Source organism: Nocardioides sp. SLBN-35 (assembly GCF_006715725.1).
In the GTDB taxonomy this organism is placed as follows: Bacteria; Actinomycetota; Actinomycetes; order Propionibacteriales; family Nocardioidaceae; genus Nocardioides.
Window position 1 is genome coordinate 5,134,655 of sequence record NZ_VFNU01000001.1, and the last position, 24,153, is coordinate 5,158,807.

The 24,153-nt window shown below is 71.8% G+C and carries 23 protein-coding genes; 10 read left to right on the forward strand and 13 right to left on the reverse strand.

Annotated features, from left to right (window positions below):
• Nucleotides 1-51: 51 nt before the first annotated feature.
• The 3 genes from FBY23_RS24700 to FBY23_RS24710 all read left to right on the forward strand — a co-directional run bounded on the left by FBY23_RS24700 (nucleotide 52) and on the right by FBY23_RS24710 (nucleotide 2,460).
• Nucleotides 52-813: a hypothetical protein gene (locus FBY23_RS24700; RefSeq protein WP_141800565.1), complete on the forward strand. Its 762-nt coding sequence runs from the start codon at nucleotides 52-54 to the stop codon at nucleotides 811-813.
• Nucleotides 814-1,120: 307 nt separating this feature from the next.
• A complete protein-coding gene (locus tag FBY23_RS24705; RefSeq protein ID WP_141800566.1) occupies nucleotides 1,121-1,759 on the forward strand; it encodes a VOC family protein in 639 nt (212 codons plus the stop codon).
• A gap of 104 nt (nucleotides 1,760-1,863) precedes the next feature.
• Nucleotides 1,864-2,460 carry a class I SAM-dependent methyltransferase gene (locus FBY23_RS24710; protein WP_260806538.1) on the forward strand — a complete coding sequence of 199 codons (597 nt, stop codon included), beginning with the start codon at nucleotides 1,864-1,866 and terminating at the stop codon, nucleotides 2,458-2,460.
• Here FBY23_RS24710 and FBY23_RS24715 read toward each other — a convergent pair.
• Entirely contained in the window at nucleotides 2,435-3,472 is a 1,038-nt protein-coding gene (locus FBY23_RS24715; RefSeq protein ID WP_141800567.1) for a LacI family DNA-binding transcriptional regulator, read from the reverse strand. The genes FBY23_RS24710 and FBY23_RS24715 overlap by 26 nt on opposite strands.
• A 90-nt stretch (nucleotides 3,473-3,562) precedes the next feature.
• Between FBY23_RS24715 and radA the strand changes: the two genes are divergently transcribed.
• Together radA and disA are read left to right on the forward strand one after the other, a co-directional pair.
• Complete coding sequence (gene radA, locus FBY23_RS24720; RefSeq protein ID WP_141800568.1) at nucleotides 3,563-4,996, forward strand: DNA repair protein RadA; 1,434 nt, start codon at nucleotides 3,563-3,565, stop codon at nucleotides 4,994-4,996.
• Between the two features lie 271 nt (nucleotides 4,997-5,267).
• On the forward strand, nucleotides 5,268-6,341 hold the full coding sequence (gene disA, locus FBY23_RS24725) for a DNA integrity scanning diadenylate cyclase DisA (RefSeq protein ID WP_141800569.1): 1,074 nt from the start codon (nucleotides 5,268-5,270) through the stop codon (nucleotides 6,339-6,341).
• Nucleotides 6,342-6,363: 22 nt separating this feature from the next.
• Here disA and FBY23_RS24730 read toward each other — a convergent pair whose 3' ends face one another.
• Together FBY23_RS24730 and FBY23_RS24735 are read right to left on the reverse strand one after the other, a co-directional pair.
• Nucleotides 6,364-6,795, reverse strand: a complete 432-nt coding sequence (locus tag FBY23_RS24730) for a hypothetical protein (RefSeq protein WP_141800570.1) — start codon at nucleotides 6,793-6,795, stop codon at nucleotides 6,364-6,366.
• Nucleotides 6,796-6,862: 67 nt separating this feature from the next.
• Complete coding sequence (locus FBY23_RS24735; protein WP_141800571.1) at nucleotides 6,863-7,636, reverse strand: hypothetical protein; 774 nt, start codon at nucleotides 7,634-7,636, stop codon at nucleotides 6,863-6,865.
• A gap of 244 nt (nucleotides 7,637-7,880) precedes the next feature.
• On the opposite strand from FBY23_RS24735, the gene FBY23_RS24740 reads away from it, so the two are divergent.
• Nucleotides 7,881-8,753 (forward strand): A/G-specific adenine glycosylase, encoded by an 873-nt coding sequence (locus tag FBY23_RS24740; RefSeq protein ID WP_186348244.1) that lies wholly within the window; start codon nucleotides 7,881-7,883, stop codon nucleotides 8,751-8,753.
• Between the two features lie 7 nt (nucleotides 8,754-8,760).
• Here the strand turns inward: FBY23_RS24740 and FBY23_RS24745 are convergent, their stop codons facing one another.
• A complete protein-coding gene (locus tag FBY23_RS24745; RefSeq protein ID WP_260806539.1) occupies nucleotides 8,761-9,345 on the reverse strand; it encodes a TetR/AcrR family transcriptional regulator in 585 nt (194 codons plus the stop codon).
• Nucleotides 9,346-9,425: 80 nt separating this feature from the next.
• Between FBY23_RS24745 and FBY23_RS24750 the strand changes: the two genes are divergently transcribed.
• Both FBY23_RS24750 and FBY23_RS24755 read left to right on the forward strand, forming a co-directional pair.
• Entirely contained in the window at nucleotides 9,426-9,752 is a 327-nt protein-coding gene (locus tag FBY23_RS24750; protein ID WP_141800573.1) for a multidrug efflux SMR transporter, read from the forward strand.
• 75 nt (nucleotides 9,753-9,827) lie between these two features.
• Nucleotides 9,828-10,718, forward strand: coding sequence for a hypothetical protein (locus FBY23_RS24755; RefSeq protein ID WP_141800574.1), 891 nt, complete (start codon nucleotides 9,828-9,830; stop codon nucleotides 10,716-10,718).
• A gap of 90 nt (nucleotides 10,719-10,808) precedes the next feature.
• Here FBY23_RS24755 and FBY23_RS24760 read toward each other — a convergent pair whose 3' ends face one another.
• On the reverse strand, nucleotides 10,809-13,385 hold the full coding sequence (locus FBY23_RS24760) for an ATP-dependent Clp protease ATP-binding subunit (RefSeq protein WP_141800575.1): 2,577 nt from the start codon (nucleotides 13,383-13,385) through the stop codon (nucleotides 10,809-10,811).
• A 218-nt stretch (nucleotides 13,386-13,603) separates the two neighbouring features.
• On the opposite strand from FBY23_RS24760, the gene FBY23_RS24765 reads away from it, so the two are divergent.
• The gene (locus FBY23_RS24765) at nucleotides 13,604-15,145 is read left to right on the forward strand and encodes a hypothetical protein (protein WP_141800576.1); all 1,542 of its coding nucleotides are present in this window, start codon (nucleotides 13,604-13,606) and stop codon (nucleotides 15,143-15,145) included.
• An 81-nt stretch (nucleotides 15,146-15,226) separates the two neighbouring features.
• Here FBY23_RS24765 and FBY23_RS24770 read toward each other — a convergent pair whose 3' ends face one another.
• The 7 genes from FBY23_RS24770 to FBY23_RS24800 form a co-directional block, all read right to left on the reverse strand.
• On the reverse strand, nucleotides 15,227-15,556 hold the full coding sequence (locus tag FBY23_RS24770) for an Lsr2 family protein (protein ID WP_141800577.1): 330 nt from the start codon (nucleotides 15,554-15,556) through the stop codon (nucleotides 15,227-15,229).
• Between the two features lie 93 nt (nucleotides 15,557-15,649).
• A complete protein-coding gene (locus tag FBY23_RS24775) occupies nucleotides 15,650-16,426 on the reverse strand; it encodes a type III pantothenate kinase (RefSeq protein WP_141800578.1) in 777 nt (258 codons plus the stop codon).
• A 1-nt stretch (nucleotide 16,427) separates the two neighbouring features.
• Entirely contained in the window at nucleotides 16,428-17,342 is a 915-nt protein-coding gene (gene nadC / locus FBY23_RS24780) for a carboxylating nicotinate-nucleotide diphosphorylase (protein ID WP_141800579.1), read from the reverse strand.
• Entirely contained in the window at nucleotides 17,339-19,033 is a 1,695-nt protein-coding gene (locus FBY23_RS24785; protein ID WP_260806540.1) for an L-aspartate oxidase, read from the reverse strand. The genes nadC and FBY23_RS24785 overlap by 4 nt, the downstream gene beginning before the upstream one ends.
• A 156-nt stretch (nucleotides 19,034-19,189) precedes the next feature.
• Nucleotides 19,190-19,609: an aspartate 1-decarboxylase gene (gene panD / locus FBY23_RS24790; protein WP_139624442.1), complete on the reverse strand. Its 420-nt coding sequence runs from the start codon at nucleotides 19,607-19,609 to the stop codon at nucleotides 19,190-19,192.
• 17 nt (nucleotides 19,610-19,626) lie between these two features.
• Nucleotides 19,627-20,505 (reverse strand): pantoate--beta-alanine ligase, encoded by an 879-nt coding sequence (gene panC, locus FBY23_RS24795; protein WP_141800580.1) that lies wholly within the window; start codon nucleotides 20,503-20,505, stop codon nucleotides 19,627-19,629.
• Nucleotides 20,502-21,413 (reverse strand): Rossmann-like and DUF2520 domain-containing protein, encoded by a 912-nt coding sequence (locus FBY23_RS24800; RefSeq protein ID WP_141800581.1) that lies wholly within the window; start codon nucleotides 21,411-21,413, stop codon nucleotides 20,502-20,504. Before FBY23_RS24800 ends, panC begins: the two co-directional genes overlap by 4 nt.
• A 195-nt stretch (nucleotides 21,414-21,608) precedes the next feature.
• On the opposite strand from FBY23_RS24800, the gene FBY23_RS24805 reads away from it, so the two are divergent.
• Complete coding sequence (locus tag FBY23_RS24805; protein ID WP_141800582.1) at nucleotides 21,609-22,748, forward strand: hypothetical protein; 1,140 nt, start codon at nucleotides 21,609-21,611, stop codon at nucleotides 22,746-22,748.
• On the opposite strand, the gene FBY23_RS24810 is transcribed toward FBY23_RS24805, so the two are convergent.
• Nucleotides 22,732-24,138 carry a bifunctional cytidylyltransferase/SDR family oxidoreductase gene (locus tag FBY23_RS24810; RefSeq protein WP_141800583.1) on the reverse strand — a complete coding sequence of 469 codons (1,407 nt, stop codon included), beginning with the start codon at nucleotides 24,136-24,138 and terminating at the stop codon, nucleotides 22,732-22,734. The genes FBY23_RS24805 and FBY23_RS24810 overlap by 17 nt on opposite strands.
• Nucleotides 24,139-24,153: the final 15 nt, after the last annotated feature.

Below are 24,153 nucleotides of genomic sequence, written 5' to 3' on the forward strand. Positions count from 1 at the left end.
GGTACTAGTCAGGAGCGCGCCCACGACCACACGGCCACTACTGTGGGGTGAGTGCCTGAGGTCCCGCTCGACTTCCCCCGTGCGTGGGTGGAGTTCACCAATCCGGCCGACGAGTCCGAGGTCCTCAAGTGCGACCTCACCTGGCTCACGTCGTCCTTCACCTGCATCTTCGGCAGCGGCTGCGCCGGCATCTACGCCGACTCGCCCGACGTCGGCTGCTGCACCCTCGGCGCGCACTTCGCCGACAAGGCCGACGAGAAGCGGGTCGCGGGCTTCGTCGAGCAGCTGACCCCGGCGCACTGGCAGTCCCACCCGGGCCGCCCGGTCAAGCGCAAGGACTGGGTCGAGAAGGACGAGGACGGCGAGCGGAAGACCCGCATGCACGAGGTCGACGGCCAGCGCTCGTGCGTGTTCTCGAACCGCCCCGGCTTCGCCGGCGGCGCGGGCTGCGCGCTGCACGGGCTCGCTCTCGAGCTCGGCCGCAACCCGCTGGAGACCAAGCCTGACGTGTGCTGGCAGCTGCCCATCCGGCGTACCTTCCGCGAGATCGAGCGGATGGACGGGTCGTCGTACGTCGAGGTCACCATCACCGAGTACGACCGCCGCGGCTGGGGGCCGGGCGGGCACGACCTGGACTGGTACTGCTCCGGCAACACCGAGGCACACGTCGGCGTCGAGCCGGTCTACGTCACCAACGAGGCCGAGCTCGTGGCGCTCATGGGGCACGAGGCCTACGTCGAGCTGGTGCGCCACTGCGAGGCTCATCTGCGCTCGCGATCGGCCCTCGCGCTGCATCCCGCGGACCCTCGCTGATCCAGCCGCTTGTAACTAAGGGTTACAGCACGAATTCCAGCACCACAACGCCCGGGTAGTAGCAACAGCGCCCGGGTAGCCGCGCGCCGCCGCGAGCCGATGCCGCGCGGGACAGCCCAGATCGCAGTCGGCTCGTCCGCCCCATCTGCCCGGGCGCTGTTGCCACTACCTCGGTGCTGCTGCACCAAATTCGGCGCTGTAACCCTTAGTTACAAGTGGCCTCCGGGAGGCGCCGGCCACCTCTCGACATCAAGAGACAGCGACCCCGATTCGTCGGACCTCTCCGGGCATGCTCAGAATGTCTGGCATGCGCCTGGATCATCTCTCCTACGCGGCCGGCCCCGACGGACTCGCGAGCACGGCAGCCCGCCTGGGTGCGGCGATCGGGCGTGAGTTCGTCGACGGCGGTGTCCACCCCCGCTTCGGCACGCGCAACATGATCCTGCCGCTCACCGACGGCACCTACCTCGAGGTGGTCGAGGCGCTCGACCACCCGGCCTCCGACAAGGCCCCCTTCGGCCAGGCCGTCAAGGCCCGCTCCGCGCTCGGTGGCGGCTGGCTCGGCTGGGCCGTCGCCGTCCCCGACATCACCATCGTCGAGGAGCGCCTCGGCCGCCCCGCCGTCCCCGGCTCGCGGCACCGCCCCGACGGCACCGAGCTGCGCTGGAAGCAGATCGGCATCAACGGCCTCATCGCCGATCCGCAGCTGCCGTTCTTCCTGCAGTGGGACCTCCCCGCCGACCTCCACCCCTCGACCGGCGCCGACGGCACCGTCTCGCTCGCGGGCATCGAGATCGCCGGCGACCCGCAGCGGGTCAGCGAGTGGCTCGGGGAGACCGTCGAGGCGCCGCTCGAGGACGTCAAGGTCGAGTGGGTCGCCCCGCACGGCACGCCCGGCATCCTCGCCGCCCAGGTGCTGACGCCCGCGGGAATCGTGAGGATCTGAACCACGTCGCCGGGGCCATCCCGAGCCCCAACATCTGGCACCACACCGCGACGTACGAGATCGAGAACCGCGCCGCCGATCCCGACGGCCGGCTCTGGTCGGCCATGTCCGCGCGTGCGGACTGGACCGGCCGCACCGTGCTCGACCTCGGCTGCGGCACCGGCTTCCACCTGCCCTCCTTCGCCGAGACAGCGGCGCACGTGATCGGCGTCGAGCCGCACGCCGGCCTGACGAAGCTGGCTGCCCGACGGCTGCGGACGCGCCAGGTCGCCAACGCCGAGGTCCGGCAGGGCACGGCCCAGCAGGTCCCGCTCCCCGACGCGTCGGTCGACGTCGTGCACGCCCGGTGGGCGTACTTCTTCGGTCGCGGCTGCGAGCCCGGGCTGGTCGAGCTCGACCGCGTCGTACGGCGGGGCGGGGTCGCGCTGGTCATCGACAACGACGGCTCCCGGTCCACGTTCGGCGGCTGGTTCCGCCGCGGCTACCCGCACCTGGACCCGCCCGAGGAGACCGAGCGGTTCTGGAGCGTGCGCGGGTGGACGCTGGACCGGGTCGACATGGGGTGGCGGTTCGCCTCGCGGGCGGACCTGGAGGCCGTCGTACGCATCGAGTTCGCACGCGAGATCGCCGACCAGGTCCTCGCCGAGCACCAGGGGCTCGAGGTCGACTACGCGGTCAATCTCTGGTCGAAGAGCTTCTGACCTCCAAGGACGGCTGGAGGAGTACGCCGCTCTCGGCGGCGCGACCGGGCGCGAGCAGTGCCCGGAGCGCGGCGACGAGGTGGACCGCGACCTCCTCGAGCGGCTGGCGGACCGAGGTCAGGCCCATCACCTGGGCGACCTGGGAGTCGTCGAACCCGACCACGCCGACGTCTCGACCGGGCTTGAGGCCACGGTCGGACAGCGCCCCGAGGACACCGACCGCGAGCGTGTCGGAGGCACAGACGAACGCGGTCGGAGCGCTCGACTCGAGCAGCGAGGCCGCCGCACGCCCGCCCGCGAGCACGCCGTCCTCGACCGCGGCCTCGAGCCCGGCAGTGGGCAGCTCGAGCGCGGTCATCGCGCGATGCCAGCCGGCCCGCCGGTCCTCACCGATGCGCGAACCGGGCTGCCAGCCCAGCCATGCGATGCGCTCGTGGCCCTGCGCGCGCAGGTGCTCGGTCGCCGCCGCGACGCCCGCGGCGCCGTCGACGTCGACCCACGGATGGGCCGCGCCCGGGTCGTCCCACGGGCGCCCGAACGCCACGAACGGCGCGCGGCGCTCCGCCAGGCCGATGGTCTGCGGGTTGCCGAGGTAGGTGTCGGTGACGACGAAGGCGTCGACGGCGGTCGAGCGGAGCAGGTCGTCGTACCCGCCGAGGGGGTCGGGCAGCTCGCCCTCCGCCGCGCGGCCGCCGGAGAACAGCAGCACGTGGTAGCCCGCCTCGCGCGACGCCTCGACCAGCGCGTGCACGAACCGGTCCATCGCCATGTTGGCGGTGAACTCCTGCGCCGGGCTCAGACGCAGCCCGACGAGGTGCGAGGAGCGGGTGCGCAGGTGGCGGGCGGCCTGGTTGGGCGTGTAGTCGAGGTGCTCGATGGCGTCCTGCACCCGCGCCAGGGTGTCGGGCCGCAGCAGGTCGGGGTTGTTGATCGCGTTGGACACCGTCTGCCGGGAGACGCCGGCCCGCTCGGCGACGTCGGCGAGGGTGGCCGGCGGGCGAGGGGTGTCCACCGCGCGATTCTCCCACGCCGTTCTCCGCCGCTTTCCACAACCGCCGCGTGCCAGGACGGTTCCGTCGGCGGTCTGTTCTACTGTCGTGCCATGGCTGGTTCGAAAACACGTTCGACTTACCGCTGCGGCGAGTGCGGCTGGTCCACGGCGCGCTGGGTGGGCCGTTGCGGCGAGTGCCAGGCGTGGGGCTCGGTGTCCGAGGTGGCGGTGGCGAGCGCCGGTCCCTCCCGGCGTACGTCGTCCGCCCCCGTCACGAACGCCGCCGTCCCGATCGGCCAGGTGTCGGCCGAGCGGGCCGTCCACCACCGCTCCGGCGTGCCCGAGCTCGACCGGGTGCTCGGGGGCGGGCTGGTGCCCGGCGCCGCGGTGCTGCTCGCCGGCGAGCCCGGCGTCGGCAAGTCGACCCTGCTGCTCGAGGTGGCCGCCCGCACCGCCGGCACCCAGCAGCGCACGCTCTACGTGACCGGCGAGGAGTCTGCCGCCCAGGTCCGGCTGCGCGCCGACCGCACAGGGGGCATCCACGACCAGCTCTACCTCGCCGCCGAGACCGACCTCGGTGCGGTGCTCACCCACATCGAGCAGGTGCGGCCGAGCACGGTGGTCATCGACTCGGTGCAGACGATCAGCGCCTCCGGCGTCGACGGCGTGCCCGGTGGCGTCACCCAGGTCAAGGAGGTGGCGCAGGCGCTGGTGCGGATGGCCAAGAGCCGTGACATCACCGTGGTGATGATCGGCCACGTCACCAAGGACGGCGCGATCGCCGGTCCGCGCGTGCTGGAGCACCTCGTCGACGTCGTGCTCCACTTCGAGGGCGACCGCAACTCGCGGTTCCGGATGCTGCGCGCGGTCAAGAACCGGTTCGGGCCGGTCGACGAGGTCGGCTGCTTCGACCTCGGCCCCGACGGCATCCGCACCGTCGAGGACCCCACCGGCATCTTCGTCGAGCGCCACCACGGCCGGGTCCCCGGCACCTGCGTCGCCGTCTCGATGGAGGGGCGCCGTCCGCTCCTGGCCGAGGTGCAGGGTCTGGTGACCCTCTCCCCCGCCGAGCGTCCGCGGCGCACCACCTCCGGCATCGACAGCTCCCGGCTGGCGATGATCCTGGCCGTGCTCCAGCAGCACTGCGGCATCCGGCTCCACCAGCACGACGTGTTCGCCTCGACCGTCGGCGGTGCCCGGATCAGCGACCCCGGGGCCGACCTCGCCCTCGCGGTGGCGATCGCCTCGGCCCACTTCGTCAGCGCCCCGCCCGCCGGCGTCGTCGCCCTCGGCGAGATCGGGCTCTCCGGCGAGCTGCGTCGGGTCCGCGACCTCCCCCAGCGGCTCGCCGAGGCCGCCCGGCTCGGCTTCGCCATGGCCGTGGTCCCCGCCGACCCCGGCGCGGCCCAGGGCGCCCGTCGCGGCGGCGGTCGTGAACGGACCGTCGACGGCATGCGAGTGGTCGAGGTCGCCGACGTCGCCTCCGCCTTGGTCGCGCTGCACCTCGACCGGCGGACCAAGCACGCGCTGGAGGTGGTCGAATAGCCCCGACCACCCCGCCTCACCCGCACCCTAGGGCCGGGACATGCTTCCCCAGCCCGGTCGCGGCCTCGTCGTGGCAGCCGACGCCCGGACCCATCGGCTGCTGATCGATCTCGCCGCACCCCCACCTGGCCGCGATCGAGGACGGCTCGGGGAAGCGCGATCCGGCATCCACGGATCCGAGGACACCCCGTGCGCGGATATCGAGGCGTGAGGCGCACCCTGCGCGGATAGGGTGAGACCTGTCCGAGCAGCACATCAGCAGGGAGCACCAGTGGTCACGTCGGCCGATCCCCGACTCCGCGAGGCCCTCGCGTCCATCGCCCCCGGCACTCCGCTGCGCGACGGACTCGAGCGGATCCTGCGCGGCCGTACCGGAGCACTGATAGTGCTCGGGCAGGACCGGCTGGTCGACAGCCTGTGCACGGGCGGCTTCGAGCTCGACGTACCGTTCACCGCCACCGGCCTGCGCGAGCTGGCCAAGATGGACGGCGCGATCATCGTCGACGGCGCTGTCAACCGGATCATCCGGGCTGCCGTGCACCTGATGCCGGACCAGAGCATCCCGTCGGAGGAGACCGGTACCCGACACCGGACCGCCGACCGGGTCGCCAAGCAGACCGGGCACCCGGTGATCTCGGTGTCGCAGTCGATGCAGATCATCGCGGCGTACGTCGGCGAGACCCGTCACGTGCTCGAGGACTCCGGCCAGATCCTGTCCCGCGCCAACCAGGCGCTGGCGACCCTCGAGCGCTACAAGTTGCGCCTCGACGAGGTCTCCAGCACCCTGTCGGCGCTGGAGATCGAGGACCTGGTGACGGTGCGCGACGTCGCGGTCGTCGCCCAGCGCCTGGAGATGGTCAGCCGGATCGCCCGGGAGATCGAGGACTACGTGCTCGAGCTCGGTACCGACGGCCGGCTGCTGGCCCTCCAGCTCGAGGAGCTGGTGACGGGCGTCGACACCGAGCGCGAGCTGGTGATCCGTGACTACGCCCCGTCCCGGCGCCGCAGCCGCGAGCCCGGCGACCTGCTCGGCAAGCTCGAGCAGCTGTCCTCGACCGACCTGGTCGACCCGTCGGCGGTGGCGAAGGTCCTCGGCATCGGCACCGGCGAGCACCTCGACGGCGCGGTCGCGCCGCGCGGCTACCGCCTGCTCACCAAGGTGCCGCGGCTGCCCGCCAACGTCATCGAGGGCCTGGTCGACCACTTCGGCACGCTGCAGAAGCTGCTGTCCGCAGGAATCGACGACCTCCAGGCCGTCGAGGGCGTCGGCGAGCTCCGCGCACGCAGCGTCCGCGAGGGACTGAGCCGGCTCGCCGAGTCGACGATCCTCGAGCGCTACGTGTAGCCAGCGCCCGCGCCGGAGAGGCTCACCGGGCCGGGGCGCCGGCTCCAGCGCCGGCCGACGGCGACTCAGCATCCGCGGCGGCGCAGGTCTTGTTGACGTAGTCGAAGAACGCAACGACGTCGGCGGCGTCGTCCTCGTCGATGCCGTAGACCTCGGCGAGGCCGGCCGTGTCGGCCACGGCCTGGTCGAGCTGCTCGAGCTGCTCCTGATCGATGCTGCCGAGCTGCTCGACGAACACCTCGAACCCGTCGCGGGCGTCGTCGTCGATGTCACCCGGGGCGCCGACCTCCTCGAGCGCCTTGGCCCGGGCGTGCACGCCGGCCAGGTCGTTGCCGGAGTCGGCCGACCAGGTGGTGCAGAAGTCCTTCGTGCTCGCGGCGTCCGGCGAACCACCGCAGGCAGCGAGGGCGGGGACGAGCAGCAGCGTGGTGACGATCCCGAGTCGTGTGCGCATGGGGGCGCTCCTGCCCCGGGCCGCGATGGCCAAACGGCCGCGGTCGCCCGTCGGGGATCGCGCCGGGTCAGTTGACCGGCGTCTTCGACTTCTTCGCCTTCTTGGTCTGCTTGTCCTGCGGGGTGACCTGGATGGTCTCGGCGACGGGAGCGTTGAGGACGAAGTCGGCCTCCGCAGGCTCGCCACCGAGGGCCGCGGCGGCGACGGTGAAGTCACCGGGCTCGGCCCAGCCGGCGCGGCGGGTGCAGCCGTCGGTGGACTCGCGGGCCTCGGCCCAGGTGAGCTGGATGGTGCTCGGGACGGCCTTGCGTACGACGACCGACTGGGCGGGGATCGCCTGCTTGCACTGCCGGGTGGTCCACACGTCCTCGGAGCCTCGGGCGACCTTCACGACGAGGGAGTCGGGGCCGACCTGCCAGGTGCAGGCCTCCGACTCGCGGGTCTGCAGCGACAGCGAGATGACGACGTCCCGGCCCGCGACGGCACCGGGCGCGATCGAGGGCGTGACGAGGACGTCCGCGGCCGAGCACTCGCCGTCGGGTACGGCGAGGGTGGGCGTCGTGGGCACGGTGGCCGGCGTCGTCGCGCCCCCACCAGCCTGCGCGCCGTCGGCCGCACCGTCGGCCTTGCCGCCGTCCTTGCCGCCCTTGCCCGCCTCGTCGGACCCGGTCGTCCGGACCTGGCCCCCGGCCTGCTCCGCGGCCGGCTGCTCGCCCGAGCTGCCGTCGCTGCCGGCGGTGAGCAGGCGCGCGATCACGAACACCAGCGCGAAGGCGATGCCGAGCACGAAGACCCGGCGCCGCCAGTACACCCCGGGCGGGAGCTGGCGAGACGTGGGCATGGGACGACGGTAGTCAGCCGCGCCCCACGATCCCGGCTGACCCGCCGACGTCACCGGCGATCGGGGCCACGTCACAATAGGGGCGGTCGTCTCCGAGGACTCGCCTCCAGCGCCCTGTGCACGCACCTGGCAGCGTTGGCGTCGCTCGTTGGACGACCTCAGTACGACTTCGCTCCGCCGCCTTGCCATGCACGCACCCAGAACACTGGCCACCCGACGATCCCCCGGAGACGACCACCCCGCGATGACGACGAGCCCGCTGGTCGAGACGGTCCTGCACTGGTACGACGAGAACGCCCGCGACCTGCCGTGGCGCCGCCCCGAGGCGACCCCGTGGTCGGTGCTGGTCAGCGAGTTCATGCTCCAGCAGACGCCGGTCGTCCGGGTCCTGCCCGTCCACGAGGCCTGGCTTGCCCGCTGGCCCACGCCGGCAGCCCTGGCGGCCGAGTCGTCCGGCGAGGCGGTGCGGGCGTGGGGCCGGCTGGGCTACCCGCGCCGGGCGCTGCGGCTGCACGCCGCGGCGGTCGCGATCACCGAGCAGCACGGCGGCGAGGTCCCGGCGTCGTACGACGACCTGTTGGCGCTGCCCGGGATCGGCGACTACACGGCGGCGGCCGTGGCGGCGTTCGCGTACGGGCAGCGCCAGGTCGTCCTCGACACGAACGTGCGACGGGTCCTGGCCCGCACCGTGAGCGGGACCGAGTTCCCGCCGCGCTCGGTGACCCGCGCCGAGCGCGACCTGGGCGCCTCGTTGCTGCCGGAGGACGCACCGACGGCGGCGACCTGGTCGGTGGCGGTGATGGAGCTGGGCGCCCTGGTCTGCACCGCCGACCGGCCGCGCTGCGACGGCTGCCCGGTCACCGAGCTGTGTGCGTGGCAGCTGGCCGGCGCCCCGGCGTACGACGGGCCGCCGCGCAAGGTGCAGACGTACGCCGGCACCGACCGTCAGTGCCGCGGCCGGCTGCTCGCGGTGCTGCGCGATGCGCCCGGAGCCGTACCGAAGGCACGCCTGGACCTCGCCTGGGAGAGCACCGACCAGCGCGAGCGGGCGCTGGCGTCCCTCGTCGCCGATGGCCTGGCCGCGGTCGACGCGGACGGCCGCTACCGGCTGCCCTGAGCCCTTCTCAGCCTCCCGATGCCGCGATAGCGGCCACCGCGTCGGCGAGGTCGGTGACCGACCGGTCGAGGGCGGCGGTGCCGCGGTCGAGCGGCAGGTCGAGCTGGAGGCCCATCATCGCGGCGTCGAGCAGGTTGGCGGCCCGCGGCGCGAGGGCGGGGCTGCAACCCGCCGCCACCAGCAGGTCGGCGAGGGCGCGCAGCCAGGCCTGGTTGGAGTCCCCGACCACGCTGGCGTACGGCTCCTGGCCGAACAGGCCGAGCGCCGCGGCCTCGACGTACAGCCGCTGGCAGCGCTCGAGCTGCCCCTGCGTCGAGGCGGCCCACAGCGCCACCACCGCCTCACGCACCGACGGCGCAGCGGGCAGGGAGCGGACCAGCCCTATCGACCGCTCGTTCGACGTGTGCAGCACGGTTGCGACCAGGTCGTCCTTGCCGGAGAAGTGGTAGAGCAGCATCCGGTCGCTGGTCCCCAACGCGGCCGCCAGGGGGCGCAGGCTGAGCCCGATCAGGCCGTGCTCGAGGACGTGGTCGGTCGCCGCCTCGGCCAGCTGTCGTCGCCGGTCACCCTCTCGTGCCGTCGCCGTTTCCACCCCACGAATGTAGCAGGTGCTACAGTATGTAGCAGTTGCTACACGCGGCCCGTGAGGACGGGCAGAGAGGAAGGTGCGCCATGGCGATCGCCTGGGCGCTCCTGATGGCCGCCATCGGGGTCGAGGTCGCGGCGAGCGCCGCACTCCCCCGCACCCAGAGCTTCCGAGACCCGCTGTGGACCGCGCTCGTGCTGGCCGGGTACGCCACGTCGATCTGGCTGCTCGCGCTGGTCGTGAAGCACCTACCCGTCTCGATCGCGTACGCCGTGTGGGCAGGTCTCGGCACGGCCGGCATGGCCGTGGTCGGCGTGCTCTTCCTCGACGAGCGGCTCGACCTGATGAAGGCGGCCGCGCTCGCGCTGATCGTGCTCGGCGTGGTGCTGCTCAACCTCGCCGGCGCGCACTGACCGCGCCTCGAGCCGACCGCGTTCATCCCCAAATCTGGGGATGACCGAGTAAGGCACCGTCCCTACGTTGACCGGATGCGGACGCATCGAGCCCTCGTCATCCTCCCCCTGGCCGCGGTGCTCTACGCATCGGTCGGCCAGGCGGCCACTCCGACGCTCACCGTGGGCGGCACCGCCGCCACGCCCGCCGACACGGGGGGATGCGCCCCCGACACCGTCTTCTGGCAGGACTCGGTCGCCGGGAGCAGTCCTTCCTACACGGTGCCGGGCAAAGGTGTGATCACGTCCTGGTCGGTCATGGCCGGCGCCGGCCCGGGCGGCATCGTCCAGCTCAAGGTCGGACCCGAGGGCCCGGACAACACGTACACGATCGCCGGATCGAGCGTCCCGAGGGCACTGACCCCGTCCGTGCTCAACACCTTCCCGGCCCGCATCTCCGTGGCCGCGGGCGACAGGCTCGGCCTGCGCGTTCCCTCGGGCTCGGCGGTCGCACCGTGCAGTATCGCCGGGACCGCGGGCGACACGATGAGGTACATCTCGGGCGTGGGACCCGACCCCGCGCTCGGCTCGACGTACGTGACGAATACCGCGGCGAACCTCCGGATCAACGTCTCCGTCCAGGTCGAGCCCGACGCGGACGGGGACGGGTTCGGCGACGTCACCCAGGACCAGTGCCCGACCAGGGCGACGTCGCAGGGCGACTGCGCGGCGCCCACGGCCGGGTTCGGCAAGTACAAGAAGGTCCTCAGGACGAGCGGTGCCAAGGCGAAGCTCAAGCTGACGCTGACCTCGACCGAGCCCGGCTCCACGTTCATCTGCTCCGTCGACGGCAAGCAGCCCAAGCCCTGCGCGAGCCCGTTCAAGGCGAAGCTGAGGCTCGGCAAGCACACCATCCACGTCACCGCCACCGATGCCGCGGGCTACACCTCGCCGGCCGCGGTCGCCAGGATCAGGGTCGTGAGGTAGGCCTGGACCCAGCGCCCAGGCCCGAGAAACACCTCGACCCGGCAGAACTTCTGCCGGGTCGAGGTGTTTCAGACGCCAGTTCGTGCCGGGTCAGTCGTTCCCGGCAGCCGGGAGGTCGCCCTCACCGAGGTCACCCAGGTCGCCGGGCTCGGCGATGGTCTCGGCGACGGTCTCGAGCGGCGGCATGTCGGGCAGCTCCCCGACCTTCTGGCCCTCGAAGGTGAAGGTCGCGGCCGGACCCTCGCCGTCGACGTCCACGAGCACGATCTGGCCGGGGCCGACCTCGCCGTAGAGCATCTTCTCGGCGAGCACGTCCTCGATCTCGCGCTGGATCGTGCGGCGCAGCGGCCGGGCGCCCAGCACCGGGTCGAAGCCCCGCTCGGCGAGCAGGTTCTTCGCCTTCTGGGTCAGCTCCAGGCGCATGTCGCGGTCGCGCATCCGGACCTCGACCGCCGCGATCATGTTGTCGACCATCGCGACGATCTGCTCCTGCGACAGCGGCGGGAACACGATGATCTCGTCGACGCGGTTGAGGAACTCGGGGCGGAAGTGCTGCTTGAGCTCCTCGGAGACCTTGCCCTTCATCCGCTCGTAGGAGCCCGCCGCGTCACCGGCCTGGTTGAAGCCCAGGTTGATGCCCTTGGCGATGTCGCGCGTGCCGAGGTTGGTGGTCATGATGATGACGCAGTTCTTGAAGTCCACGACCCGGCCCTGCGAGTCGGTCAGGCGACCTTCCTCGAGGATCTGCAGCAGGCTGTTGAAGATGTCGGGGTGGGCCTTCTCGACCTCGTCGAACAGGACGACGGAGAACGGCTTGCGGCGCACCTTCTCGGTGAGCTGGCCGCCCTCCTCGTAGCCGACGTAGCCCGGGGGCGAGCCGAAGAGGCGCGAGACGGTGTGCTTCTCGCCGAACTCCGACATGTCGAGCTGGATCAGCGCGTCCTCGTCGCCGAACAGGAACTCGGCGAGCGTCTTGGACAGCCACGTCTTTCCGACACCCGAGGGGCCGGCGAAGATGAACGAGCCACCGGGACGCTTCGGGTCCTTCAGGCCGGCACGGGTACGGCGGATCGCCCGGGACAGCGCCTTGACGGCCTCCTCCTGGCCGATGACCCGCTTGTGGAGCTCGTCCTCCATCTTGAGCAGTCGCGTGGACTCCTCCTCGGAGAGCTTCACGATCGGGATGCCGGTCGCCACGGCGAGCACCTCGGCGATCAGCTCCTCGTCGACCTCGGCGACCTCGTCCATGTCGCCCGCGCGCCACTGCTTCTCGCGCTCGGACTTCTTCAGGATGAGCTGCTTCTCCTCGTCGCGCAGCCGCGCGGCGGCCTCGAAGTCCTGGCCGTCGATCGCGGCCTCCTTGCGCTGGCGGACCTCGGCGATCTGCTCGTCGTACTCGCGCAGGTCGGCCGGCGCCGTCATCCGGCGGATCCGCAGGCGCGAGCCGGCCTCGTCGATCAGGTCGATCGCCTTGTCGGGCAGGAAGCGGTCGGAGATGTAGCGGTCGGCGAGGGTGGCCGCGGAGACCAGCGCCTCGTCGGTGATGGTCACCCGGTGGTGCGCCTCGTAGCGGTCGCGGATGCCCTTGAGCATCTCGATCGTGTCGGCGATCGACGGCTCGGGCACCTGGATCGGCTGGAAGCGGCGCTCGAGGGCGGCGTCCTTCTCGAGGTACTTGCGGTACTCGTCGAGGGTGGTCGCACCGATCGTCTGCAGCTCGCCGCGGGCCAGCATCGGCTTGAGGATCGAGGCCGCGTCGATGGCGCCCTCGGCCGCACCGGCACCGACGAGGGTGTGGATCTCGTCGATGAACAGCACGATGTCGCCGCGGGTGCGGATCTCCTTGAGCACCTTCTTGAGGCGCTCCTCGAAGTCACCGCGGTAGCGGGACCCGGCGACCAGCGCACCCAGGTCGAGGGTGTAGATCTGCTTGTCCTTGAGCGTCTCGGGGACGTTGCCCTTGACGATGTCCTGGGCCAGTCCCTCGACGATCGAGGTCTTGCCGACGCCGGGCTCACCGATGAGCACCGGGTTGTTCTTGGTACGCCGCGAGAGCACCTGCATGACGCGCTCGATCTGTTGAGCACGGCCGATGATCGGATCGAGCTTGCCCTCACGGGCGTCCTGGGTCAGGTTGCGGCCGAACTGGTCGAGCACCAGCGAGGACGACGGGGCGTCGCCGCTGCTGGCGGACCCGGTGCTGGCCGCGGCGGCGGTGCCCTCCTTGCCCTGGAAGCCCGAGAGCAGCTGGATGACCTGCTGGCGGACCCGGTTGAGGTCGGCGCCGAGCTTCTGCAGGACCTGGGCGGCCACGCCCTCGCCCTCGCGGATCAGGCCGAGCAGGATGTGCTCGGTCCCGATGTAGGAGTGACCGAGCTGCAGCGCCTCGCGCAGGGACAGCTCGAGGACCTTCTTGGCTCGCGGGGTGAACGGGATGTGGCCCGACGGCGCCTGCTGGCCCTGGCCGATGATCTCCTCGACCTGGGCGCGCACGGCCTCCAGGGAGATGTCCAGCGACTCGAGAGCCTTGGCGGCGACACCCTCACCCTCGTGGATGAGGCCGAGCAGGATGTGCTCGGTCCCGATGTAGTTGTGGGAGAGCATGCGGGCCTCCTCCTGGGCCAGCACGACCACCCGGCGGGCACGGTCTGTGAACCGCTCGAACATTGCACGCTCCTCACACGTCGCACGGGGTTGTTCTCAGGGTCTACAACCCCGCTCACACCCTACGCGTTCCGATCCAGCCGTCCGGATCCGTCCGCTGTCAGCGAACGGACGGTCTCGCCGACCGATCCGCCCCGATCGTCCCGATCCCGTTTCGCCGGGACGAGGCCGGGCACGTGTCGCACATTGACCTTGGGGGGCCATCGGGCAGGAGGACGACTGTGACCACGTATTCGAGTCAGGCGATCACCGACTTCAAGAAGAGGATCGCCCACAACGCCATCAAGATGATGTTCGAGGAGAAGGGAGTGGGCTGGGAAGGCGATGCCGCCACCGGCTTCAACCAGGGGTCGATGATCCCCTATCCCGCCCTCTCGGGAAACACGCTGCCTCCGGTCAGTGGCCCGACCGGCATCGTCCAGTTCTTCGTCCCCGGGGTGTCGATGAACGCTCACGGTCAGTGGGACCGTGAGGACGGGGCCGCCCTCACCTCCACCAGCTTCCCGCCGGGCACCACGCTGGTGCGCGAGGAGGAGATCAACAACCTGCCCGGCTACATCTGCCAGGTCGACCCGTGGACCTCCTGCTACCAGCCGTGGATCCAGCGGATCGAGTCCGCCCTCGAGGGGTGGGACACCCTCCCCGACCACGGCCGGTTCGCCACCGAGGCCGGGAAGGCCAACGCCGCGGTCCAGGAGCTCACCCCCACCAGCGGCTTCGGCAGCCCGAGCGCCGAGGAGTGGCGCCCGACCTTCACCGACCCGAGCCGGACCACGGCCTTCGACCTGTTCTCCGAGTACGTCGGCGCCGACGTCGACTCCAACATGGTCTACGCCTTCCGCAGCAAGTACGGCCCCGTCCGGGCCGGCACCGTGATGCAGAACCAGGGCCAGATCGCCTACGGCCTGACCCTGATCCTGGGCGGCGAGGCCAAGCTGTGGGAGGAGGCCGGGGTCGACATCATGAAGCTGTGCGAGGCGGCCGAGGCGGCCTTCCACTACGAGCCGCCCTCCTTCGACTTCAACTTCAGCCTGAAGATCTTCAAGGCCTTCACCGATCTCGCCGGCACCTTCGTGCCGGCCCCCGCGGGCACCGTCCTCAAGGGCGCCTCGGCGGTCGCCGGGTTCCTGCAGGCCGTGATCCCGGAGAACACCACGGAGACCACTCCGCCTCCCCCGCTCTCGGCGTCGACGGCCGAGCAGGTCGCCAAGAACTTCGAAGAGGCGATCCTGACCCTGCGCCGCGCCACCTTCCACCAGGAGGAGGTGCTCTACCACTGCGCCCGACGGCTCAAGGAGGGCATCGACACCGTCAAGGTGGACTACCTCCACATCCATGCCGGCGCCGGCATCGACCCGGGAGTCGCCACCGCTGAGCGAATCCAGGTGCACACCGGAGCGCTCAAGGACATCGGGATCAACCAGGTGCCGATCATCGCCTCCATCTTCGCCAGGGCGGCCGACGACACCTACGGTCTCGCGCCTGCCGACATCTGGGCCCGCGGCTGGCCCCTGGGCTACGGCTTGAAGGGTCCTCAGGAGATCGTCGCGGAGATCCTGACCGACTTCGACAAGGTCGCCACCGGCTCCGCCCGGGAGCTCGTGGACGCCGGCAAGCTGCTCGCCATCGCCGCCGGCTGGATCGAAGGCGTCGACGAGGGCAGCCAGGCCGACCTGACCGGTCTCAACGACGAGCTCGAGCGCGGCAAGACGAGCTGGGAGCACCCGCCGCCGGAGCCGGTGCTGCCCCCCGGCCTGCGCTGACGCGCGGGCTCAGCCTCGATCCACCGACTCGCCGCGTCGCGAGCGGTGGCGCGCAGCAGCGGGGAATCGGTGGACCGAGGCTCAGTGCGCGGACTCGTAGGCCTCGCGCACGTCGGCCGGGATCCGCCCCCGCTCCGGCACCGTGAACCCGTTGTCGCGGGCCCACTCGCGGATCTCCTTGGCGGAGGTGCCGCCGGCGGCCGCGGCCCGGCCGCCGCGCTTCGCGCCGCCGGCGCGAGCGACCTTGCGGCCGTGGCCGACGTAGGCCGCCAGGGCGTCGCGCAGCTTGGAGGCGTTCTTGTCGTTGAGGTCGATCTCGTAATTGGCGCCGTCGAGCCCGAAGCTGACCGTCTGGGTGGCGTCACTTCCGTCGATGTCATCGACCAGGACGATGTTGACCTTCTGTGCCATGCGCGGAGCTCCCTCGAAAAGGAAAAGGAAAAGGATGACTGCGCCGAGCTCGACGCGATATTCGATCCTTGCACAAGTTGGGGAAGGAATGCATCAACGCCGATTGCGCAGGAATACCTTTTCCAGTCCGCGCAGGGTCAGCCACGGCGCCCGGTGGGTGAAGCACCGGCACTCGTCGGTGACGAGGGGGGCCAGATAGCCGGTGGAGATGACCGACACGTCGCCGGCCGTGGCACCGAGCGCCGCGGTCAGCCGCTCGACCATGCCCTCGACCTGGCTGGCGACGCCGAACACCATCCCGGACTGGAGCGCCTCCACGGTGTTCTTGCCGATCACGCCGCGGGGGCGGACCAGCTCGACCATCCGCAGCTGGGCACCGCCGCGGCTGAGCGCGTCGAGGGAGATCTCGATACCGGGAGTGATCGCACCGCCGACGTAGCGGCCCTGCTCGTCGACGACGTCGTAGGTCGTTGCGGTGCCCCCGAAATCGACGACGATCGCCGGGCACTCGAAATCGGCGGCGGCGGCGAGCGCATTGACGATGCGGTCGGTGCCGACTTCTCGAGGATTGTCGACGAGAATGGGCACACCGGTGCGAATACCGGGCTCGACGATGACGCACGGAATGTCCGGAAAATGCGACGGCAGCATCTCGCGCCATGCATTGAGGACCGCCGGGACCGTCGCGCACACCGCGATTCCGCTGACCTCGTCCTCGCGAGTGCCGAGCAGGCCGCGCAGCAGCACGCCCCATTCGTCGGCGGTGCGGTTCTCGGCCGTCGACACCCGCCAGTCGGCGTGCACCGCGCCGTCGGACACGAGTCCGAGGACGGTGTGGGCGTTGCCGATGTCGGCGGCGAGCAGGGGCATGTCAGCTCGTCCGGAAGTCCAGACCGAGGTCGAAGACGTTGACGGAGTGGGTCAGCGCGCCCACGGAGATGAAGTCGACGCCGGTCTCGGCGACCTCGCGGGCCCGCTCCAAGGTGAGCCCGCCCGAGGCCTCGAGCGTCGCCTTGCCGCCGGCGGCCTGGTTGATCCGGACCGCCTCGGCCATGTCGGCGGTCGACATGTTGTCCAGCAGCACCTCGGTGCAGCCGGCTGCCAGGACCGCGCGCAGCTCGTCGAGGTCCATCACCTCGACCTCGACCCGCAGGCCCGGGTGCTTGGCGACGACGGCGTCGTAGGCCGCCACGACACCGCCCGCGGCGACGGCGTGGTTGTCCTTGACCATCGCCCGGTCGACCAGGCTGAACCGGTGGTTGACCCCGCCACCGCACCGCACGGCGTACTTCTGCAACGCGCGCCAGCCCGGCAGCGTCTTGCGGGTGTCGAGCACCCGGGCGCGGGTGCCGGCGAGCGCGTCGACCCACAGCGAGGTCGCGGTCGCGATCCCGGACAGGTGCGAGGCGAAGTTGAGGGCGGTGCGCTCGGCGGTGAGCACGCCGCGGACCGGTCCGGAGACGGTGAGCACGACGTCGCCAGGCCTCACGCGGGTGCCGTCGGGGACCCGGTCGGTGACCTCGACGGTGTCGCCGAGGGCGTAGCCGAAGGCGAGCTCGGCGATCGCGAGACCGGCGACGACGCCCGGCTCGCGGGCGGCGAAGTCGGCGACCGCCCGGCCCATGTCGGGCATCGCGTCGCTGGTGACATCGTCGACGCCACCGGGCAGGTCCTCCTCGAAGGCGACCACGACATGGTCGTAGACCGCCTTCGGGTCGAGCCCGGCGGCCCGGATCTCGGCGACCAGCGTGGCCGGCAGCTCGTCGAAGGGGGTGCGGGCGATCATGCGGGCAGGTCTCCGTCGGTCGCGGGCGCGGGGACGAAGGTGACCGTGGTGGCGCCGTCGTCCATGGTCACGTCGAAGTGGCCGGCCCAGCGGGCGTCGTCGCGCTCGGGGAAGTCCTCGCGCCAGTGGGAGCCGCGCGTCTCCTCACGCAGCGCGGCGGCCTCGGCGAGCGCGGCGCTGATGGTGACCAGGTTGGTGGCCTCCCACGAGGCCTGGTCGACGGTCTCGGCCGTGCGGCCGGCCAGCTTGTCGAGCACGGTGGCCGCCTCGCTCAGGCCGGGCGCGGTGCGCAGCACGCCGACCCGGGAGCTCATCGTCTCCTGGAGCTCGCCACGGACGTCACCCGCGACCAGCCCTGCGGTACGACGGTCCGCGGCCGGCTCGCGCCAGGGGGCCAGGTCCCCGGGCAGCACCTCGGCGATCCGCCGCGAGAACACCAGGCCCTCGAGCAGCGAATTGGACGCGAGCCGGTTGGCGCCGTGGACACCGGAGCAGGCGACCTCGCCGGTGGCGTAGAGCCCGGCGACGTCGGTGCGGCCGTGGAGGTCGGTGCGGACGCCGCCGGAGGCGTAGTGACAGGCGGGGGCGACGGGGATCAGCTGGGTGACCGGGTCGATCCCGTAGGAGCGCGCGGTGGCGAGGATGGTCGGGAAGCGGTGCTCCCAGAACTCCGCGCCGAGGTGGCGGGCGTCGAGCCACATGTGGGGCCGGCCGGTCTCGAGCATCCGCTTCATGATCGCCTTGGCGACGACGTCGCGGGGCGCCAGGTCGGCGAGCTCGTGGACGCCCTGCATGATCCGGTTGCCCTCGTCGTCGACGAGGAAGGCGCCCTCGCCGCGGACGGCCTCGGAGATCAGCGGCTGCTGGCCGCGGGAGTCGGGGCCGAGGTACATCACCGTCGGGTGGAACTGCACGAACTCCAGGTCGCGCAGGGTCGCGCCGGCCCGCAGCGCGAGCGCCATCCCGTCGCCGGTCGACACGACCGGGTTGGTGGTCTGGGTGAACACCTGTCCGAGGCCGCCACTGGCGAGCACGACCGCGCGGCAGTGGACGGCGCCGACGCCGTCGCGCTCGCCCTCGCCGATGACGTGGAGGGTCAGACCCGCCACGCCCGTCGTACCTGTCTCGTCCTCGCCGAGCAGCAGGTCGACCGCCAGCGCGTGCTGGATGACCTCGATGTCGGGGGCCGCCTCGATCGCGGCGATCAAGGCCCGCTGGATCTCGGCGCCCGTGGCGTCGCCGCCGGCGTGCGCGATCCGGTCGCGGTGGTGGCCGCCCTCGCGGGTCAGCGACAGCTCGCCGTCGGCGGTGTGGTCGAAGTTGGTGCCGAGCGCGATCAGCTCACGGACCGCCTCGGGGCCCTCGTTGACGAGCACCCGCACGGCTTCCCGGTCGCAGGCACCGGCACCGGCGACGAGGGTGTCGAGCTCGTGCTGCTCGGGGGTGTCACCGGGACCGAGGGCGGCGGCGATGCCGCCCTGCGCCCACTGGGTCGACCCGGCGTTCAGGACGTCCTTGGTGACGACCAGGATCTTGTCCACCCGGCCGCGCAGCCGCAGGGCGGCGGTGAGGCCGGCGATGCCGGAGCCGACGATGACGACGTCGGCGCGCGTCGTCCAGCCGGGGCTCGGGGCGGTCAGGCACCCGGGCAGGCGCAACGTCTGTAGTGGCGTGCCTCGAAGATCACTCACCACTCCACGCACCCAGTGCACGCACCTCGCTGCGTTGGCGTCGCTCGGTAGACAACCCGGTATGCCATCGCTCCGCCGCCTTGCGATGCACGCACCCTGGGCACGTGGACCAGCAAGTCATCTTCGAGACACGCCACTAGCATCCCCGCAGGCTACTCAGCGACCGGCGGTCACGTCGCCCCGGGACAACCCCGGGTCGCCGAAGGTCTCGGCGGGGTCGAAGCCCGTCGCCATGATCTTGTTGTCGGCGTCGACGAAGACGACGTGCGGCTGGTGCTCCTTGGCCTCCTCGGTCGTCATCTGCCCGTAGCCGATCAGGATGACCAGGTCGCCGGGGTGGACCAGGCGGGCGGCGGCACCGTTGATGCCGATCACGCCGCTGCCGCGCTCGCCGGCGATGGTGTAGGTCTCGAGGCGGGCGCCGTTGGTGATGTCGACGATGTGGACCAGCTCGCCGGCCAGCAGGTCGGCCGCCTCGAGCAGGTCCTCGTCGACGGTGACCGAGCCGACGTAGTGGAGGTCGGCCTGGGTGACGGTCGCACGGTGGATCTTGCTCTTCATCATGGTGCGCAGCATGGGAATCCCCCTGGGTGTCAGAACTGCAGCGGCAGGTTGTCGATGAGCCGGGTGGTGCCGACCCGGGCGGCGACGAGGATCCGGCCCTCGGTGCCGGGCTCGGGGTAGTCGGGCAGCTCGCCGAGGCCCGTGGTGGTCAGCGCGAGGTAGTCGAGCTCGACGCCGGGCTCGGCCTTGATGACGCCCATCGCGGCCCAGCGCGCGGCCGGGACGCCGTACGACGCCCGCTGCTGCGCCGCGCGCAGGGCCCGGCTCAGCGTCGCGGCCTGCTGGCGCTCCTCGTCGTCGAGGTAGCGGTTGCGGCTCGAGCGGGCCAGGCCGTCGGGCTCGCGGTCGGTCTCGGCGCCGACGATCTCGATGCCGAGGCACAGGTCGGTGGTCATCCGGCGGATCAGCGCGAGCTGCTGGTAGTCCTTCTCGCCGAAGATCGCGACGTCGGGACGCACCAGGCCGAACAGCTTGGCGACGACGGTGAGCACGCCGCGGAAGTGGCCGGGGCGGCTGGCGCCCTCGAACAGGTCGCCGAGCGGGCCGGGCTGGACGGTGACGGCCTCGGTGGCGACGCCCTCGTGCGGGACGCCGTCGGGGTACATCTGCGCGACCGTCGGCGCGAACACGATGTCGACCCCCTCGGTCGCGGCGAGGGCGAGGTCTGCGTCGAAGGTGCGCGGGTAGCGGTCGAGGTCCTCGGTCGGCCCGAACTGCAGGGGGTTGACGAAGATCGAGAGCACGACGGTGCCGTCGTCCCCGGCACGCTCGCGCGCGATCCGCAGCAGCGACGCGTGGCCCTCGTGGAGCGCGCCCATGGTCGGCACGAACACCACCGGGCCGGTGCCCCGCAGGTCGCGCAGCTCGGACCGGCTGCGGGCAACAGCCGGGACGGTCGCGGTGGTCACAGGCTGTCCACCCGCGGTGCGTGCAGCACCCGCCGGTCGCCGTACGCGCTGAGGACCGTGGCGATCGCCTGGGCGCGGATCGGCAGCAGCCGGCCGTCGGTGACGGCACGGTCGAGAGTGGCCCACGCCATCGCGACGTACGACGGCACGGTGTCGGGCGCGTTGGCCGAGATGTCCTTCAGGTGAGCCGCGACCGTCTGGACGTCGCCGCGGACGATCGGGCCGGTGAGGGCGGCGTCGCCGTGGGCGAGCGCGTTGTCGAGGGCGGCGTCGAGCAGGGGGCGCAGGGTGCCGGCCGGGTCGTCGACGCCGGCGGCGCTGAGCAGGCCCATCGCCTCGCTCACCAGGGTGACCAGGTGGTTGGCCCCGTGGGCCAGGCCCGCGTGGTAGAGCGTGCGCATCTCCTCGGGGACCCAGGTCGGGCGCCCGCCGAGGTCGGCGACGAGGGCCTCGGCGAGCTCGCGCTCGGCCGGGCCGGCGGTGAGGCCGAACACGCATCCCTGGAGGCGTTCGAGGTCGACGGCGGTGCCGGTGAAGGTCATCGCCGGGTGCAGCGCGATGACGCGGGCCCCGACCGCGGCGGCCGGCGCGAGCACGGCGAGGCCGTGGCGACCCGACGTGTGGGCGACGACCTGGCCGGCGTGCAGCGCGCCGCTGTCGGCGAGCACCGTCACCACGTTGGGCAGCATGTCGTCGGGCACGGTGAGCAGCAGCAGGTCGGCCTCGCGGGCGACGTCGCTCGGCTTGCGCATCGGGACGCCGGGCAGCAGGTCGGCGGCACGACGACGCGAGGCATCGGACTCACCGGCGGCGGCGACGACGGGGTGGCCGGCTGCGCGGAGACCCGCGGCAAGGACGGCGCCGACGCGACCCGCGCCGATCACACCCACGGAGAGCTTGGGGGACATCGTGAACCTTTCGTTCCCGTCCCTCCGACCACTCGCGCCCTGCGGTGCGAGCCGGTGTGGGTACCGGACGTTGTGCTCAATGGTGTCGTCCCGGGGTTCCGGGACGCCTCAACGGTACGCCTACTCAGATTGCCCCGGAACGGGTCGGTCCGGTGGCTTGCGTCACAGAAGTCGAGCGTCTCCTATCCTCGGGGCATGTCGTCGCCCTCCCCGCTGCCCGCCGGCGCGCGCGTGCTGCACGTCGGGCCTCACAAGACCGGCACGACGGCACTGCAGAGCGCGTTCCACCTGGCCCGGAAGGCCGCCGCGGAGCAGGGGGTCCGCTACCTGTCGCGCAGCCAGCACGACGCGCGGGCGGCCCGCTACGTCACCGACCGGATGGTCGCCGGCCGCGACCCGGCCCGGGCCGAGAAGGCGTGGCGGTCCGTGGTGGAGGGGCTCACCGCTCCCGGCCCCGAGCGCCGCGTGTTCAGCAGCGAGTTCCTCTCGGACGCCACAGACGAGCAGGTCGCGCGGATCGTCGGCGAGGTCGGCGCCGAGGACCTGTGGGTAGTGGTCACCCTGCGTCCGCTCGCCCGGATCCTGTCGTCGCAGTACCAGCAGGGCCTGCAGCGACAGAGTCGCCACACGTACGACGCCTGGCTGCGGATGGTGCTCGCCGACGACGTCTCCGATCCGGAGCCGCGGGAATTCTGGAACCGGCACCGCCATGATGCGCTCGCGCGCAGGTGGTCCGGCCACGTCGGCGCCGAGCGGGTGATCGTCGTCGTCCTCGACCCCCGCGACCACACCTTCCTCCCCCACACCTTCGAGCAGCTCCTCGGCCTGTCGCGCGAGACCCTCGCCGGCCAGGACGCACGGGAGAACCGGTCGCTCACCGCCGACGAGGCCGAGGTGCTGCGCCGCTTCAACGGCAGCTACGCCGACCTCGGCCTTCAGCCCGATCACTACGTCCGACTGTTCCGCCACCTCAAGGACCACCTCAAGGAGCGCGCGCCCGGGCCCGGGGAGGCGCCACTCGTCACGCCGGACTGGGCGGTCGAGCGCGCCAACGCGATCGGGGCCGCGATGGCCGCGGCCATCCGCGATCTCGGCGTTCCGGTGTACGGCGACCTCGACTCGATCTCCGCGACCCGGCCCAGCGGCGTCGACGCCACCCCCGAGCCGCCTGCGGCGATCGACGCGGGCGTGGCCGCATGGTTCGGCGCGGGGCTGGCGCTGGCGGCCGAGCGGCTGGTCGCACAGTCGCCTGCTGCACCGCCACCGGCGGCGCCGGAGCCCACCGCCGCCGTACCGACCGGGGGGCTGCGGGGAAGGCTCAGTCGCCGAGGCTGAAGGGGTCGTCCTTGCGGACGTCGTAGACGTGCCCCGACTGGTCGGAGATGAGCACGTCGACCGAGGTGCGCGCGACCGTCTGGGAGCCGAGCAGGGTGCCGGGGGCCTCCTGGCCGAAGGCCTTGGTGCGCATCGGGGTGGCGGTCCGCTCGGGGTTGATGCAGTTGACCCGCACGCCCGCGTCGGCCCACTCGTCGGCGAGCGCCTGGGTCAGGTTGACCGTGGCGGCCTTCGCCGAGGAGTAGAGGCTGTAGCCGCTGCGACCGCGGGTGTAGGAGCTCGACGTGAACAGGAGCAGGGAGCCCTGGGAGGCGGCGAGGTGGGGGTAGAACTCCTGAGCGATGAAGATCGGCCCGAGGTAGTTGATCTCGGTGGCGGCGTAGACCGTCTCCTCGGTGGTCTCGAGGAGCTCGCCGCGGGGCAGCACGCCGGCGGTGTTGACGACGAAGTCGATGGTGCCGGCCTTGGCGATCGCCTCCTTCGCCGCGGCGGCGACGTCGGAACGACGGCCCACGTCGGTGTTGGTGGTCGACCGGCTGAAGGTGAGCACGGTGGCGCCGTAGGACTGCGCGAGCTCGGCGATGTCGGCACCGATGCCGTAGCTGCCGCCGAAGACGACCATCGTCCTGCCCTCGAGCGCGGCGCGGTAGCCGGCGTCGTCCTTCGCGCGGGGCAGGTCGATGCCGGTGAGCTGGAAGAGCTTGTCGGCGATGTAGACGTCGATCGGCTCGGTGACCTTCATGTTCCGGTCGTCGCCGTGGACCACGATGATCGGCTCGTCGGGCAGGTACTTCAGCACGACGCTGCAGTCGTCGGTGGCGGTGAAGTCGGGGTCGCCGGCGGCGATCTCGTAGGCCCGGGCGAGGACGTCGAGCCGGAAGGCCTGGGGCGTCTGGCCGCGGCGCAGCGACGCGCGCGGCGGGATGCTGCGGATGGTGTCGTCGGTGGCGACCTCGATGATCGTGTCGGCCGACGGGATGGCGACGTCGACGGCCGGGTAGCGCTCCAGCGCGGTGAAGCACTCGCCGATGATCCGCGGCGTGACGAGCGGGCGGACCGCGTCGTGGAGCAGGATCCGGGTCTCGGCGACGTCGCCGGTCCCGGCCAGGTGGTCGATCGCACGCTGGGTGGTGTCGTTGCGGGTCTCGCCGCCCTCGAGGATCGCGGTGACCTTGGGGTAGGCGCCGCCGCGGGTGATGTCGCGCACCGCGTCGGTGTGGCCGGGCGTCATCATCACGACGACCTCGTCGACGTCGGCGTGGTCGTGCAGTGCGAGCAGGGTGTGCTCGAGCAGGGTCTTGCCCGCGACCTTGATCAGCTGCTTGGGGATGTCGAGTCCGACCCGGCTCCCGACACCACCGGCGAGCAGGACGGCGACATTCCTCGTCATGGCTGGCAGTCTCCC

Excerpts from the sequence above, each read along its gene's own strand:
- FBY23_RS24705 (WP_141800566.1), top strand. The coding sequence starts at position 1,121 with ATGCGCCTGGATCATCTCTCCTACGCGGCCGGCCCCGACGGACTCGCG.
- FBY23_RS24710 (WP_260806538.1), top strand. The coding sequence starts at position 1,864 with ATGTCCGCGCGTGCGGACTGGACCGGCCGCACCGTGCTCGACCTCGGC.
- radA (WP_141800568.1), top strand. The coding sequence starts at position 3,563 with ATGGCTGGTTCGAAAACACGTTCGACTTACCGCTGCGGCGAGTGCGGC.
- FBY23_RS24730 (WP_141800570.1), bottom strand. The coding sequence starts at position 6,795 with ATGCGCACACGACTCGGGATCGTCACCACGCTGCTGCTCGTCCCCGCC.
- FBY23_RS24735 (WP_141800571.1), bottom strand. The coding sequence starts at position 7,636 with ATGCCCACGTCTCGCCAGCTCCCGCCCGGGGTGTACTGGCGGCGCCGG.
- FBY23_RS24740 (WP_186348244.1), top strand. The coding sequence starts at position 7,881 with ATGACGACGAGCCCGCTGGTCGAGACGGTCCTGCACTGGTACGACGAG.
- FBY23_RS24750 (WP_141800573.1), top strand. The coding sequence starts at position 9,426 with ATGGCGATCGCCTGGGCGCTCCTGATGGCCGCCATCGGGGTCGAGGTC.
- FBY23_RS24755 (WP_141800574.1), top strand. The coding sequence starts at position 9,828 with ATGCGGACGCATCGAGCCCTCGTCATCCTCCCCCTGGCCGCGGTGCTC.
- FBY23_RS24760 (WP_141800575.1), bottom strand. The coding sequence starts at position 13,385 with ATGTTCGAGCGGTTCACAGACCGTGCCCGCCGGGTGGTCGTGCTGGCC.
- FBY23_RS24770 (WP_141800577.1), bottom strand. The coding sequence starts at position 15,556 with ATGGCACAGAAGGTCAACATCGTCCTGGTCGATGACATCGACGGAAGT.
- FBY23_RS24775 (WP_141800578.1), bottom strand. The coding sequence starts at position 16,426 with ATGCCCCTGCTCGCCGCCGACATCGGCAACGCCCACACCGTCCTCGGA.
- nadC (WP_141800579.1), bottom strand. The coding sequence starts at position 17,342 with ATGATCGCCCGCACCCCCTTCGACGAGCTGCCGGCCACGCTGGTCGCC.
- panD (WP_139624442.1), bottom strand. The coding sequence starts at position 19,609 with ATGCTGCGCACCATGATGAAGAGCAAGATCCACCGTGCGACCGTCACC.
- FBY23_RS24800 (WP_141800581.1), bottom strand. The coding sequence starts at position 21,413 with ATGTCCCCCAAGCTCTCCGTGGGTGTGATCGGCGCGGGTCGCGTCGGC.
- FBY23_RS24805 (WP_141800582.1), top strand. The coding sequence starts at position 21,609 with ATGTCGTCGCCCTCCCCGCTGCCCGCCGGCGCGCGCGTGCTGCACGTC.
- FBY23_RS24810 (WP_141800583.1), bottom strand. The coding sequence starts at position 24,138 with ATGACGAGGAATGTCGCCGTCCTGCTCGCCGGTGGTGTCGGGAGCCGG.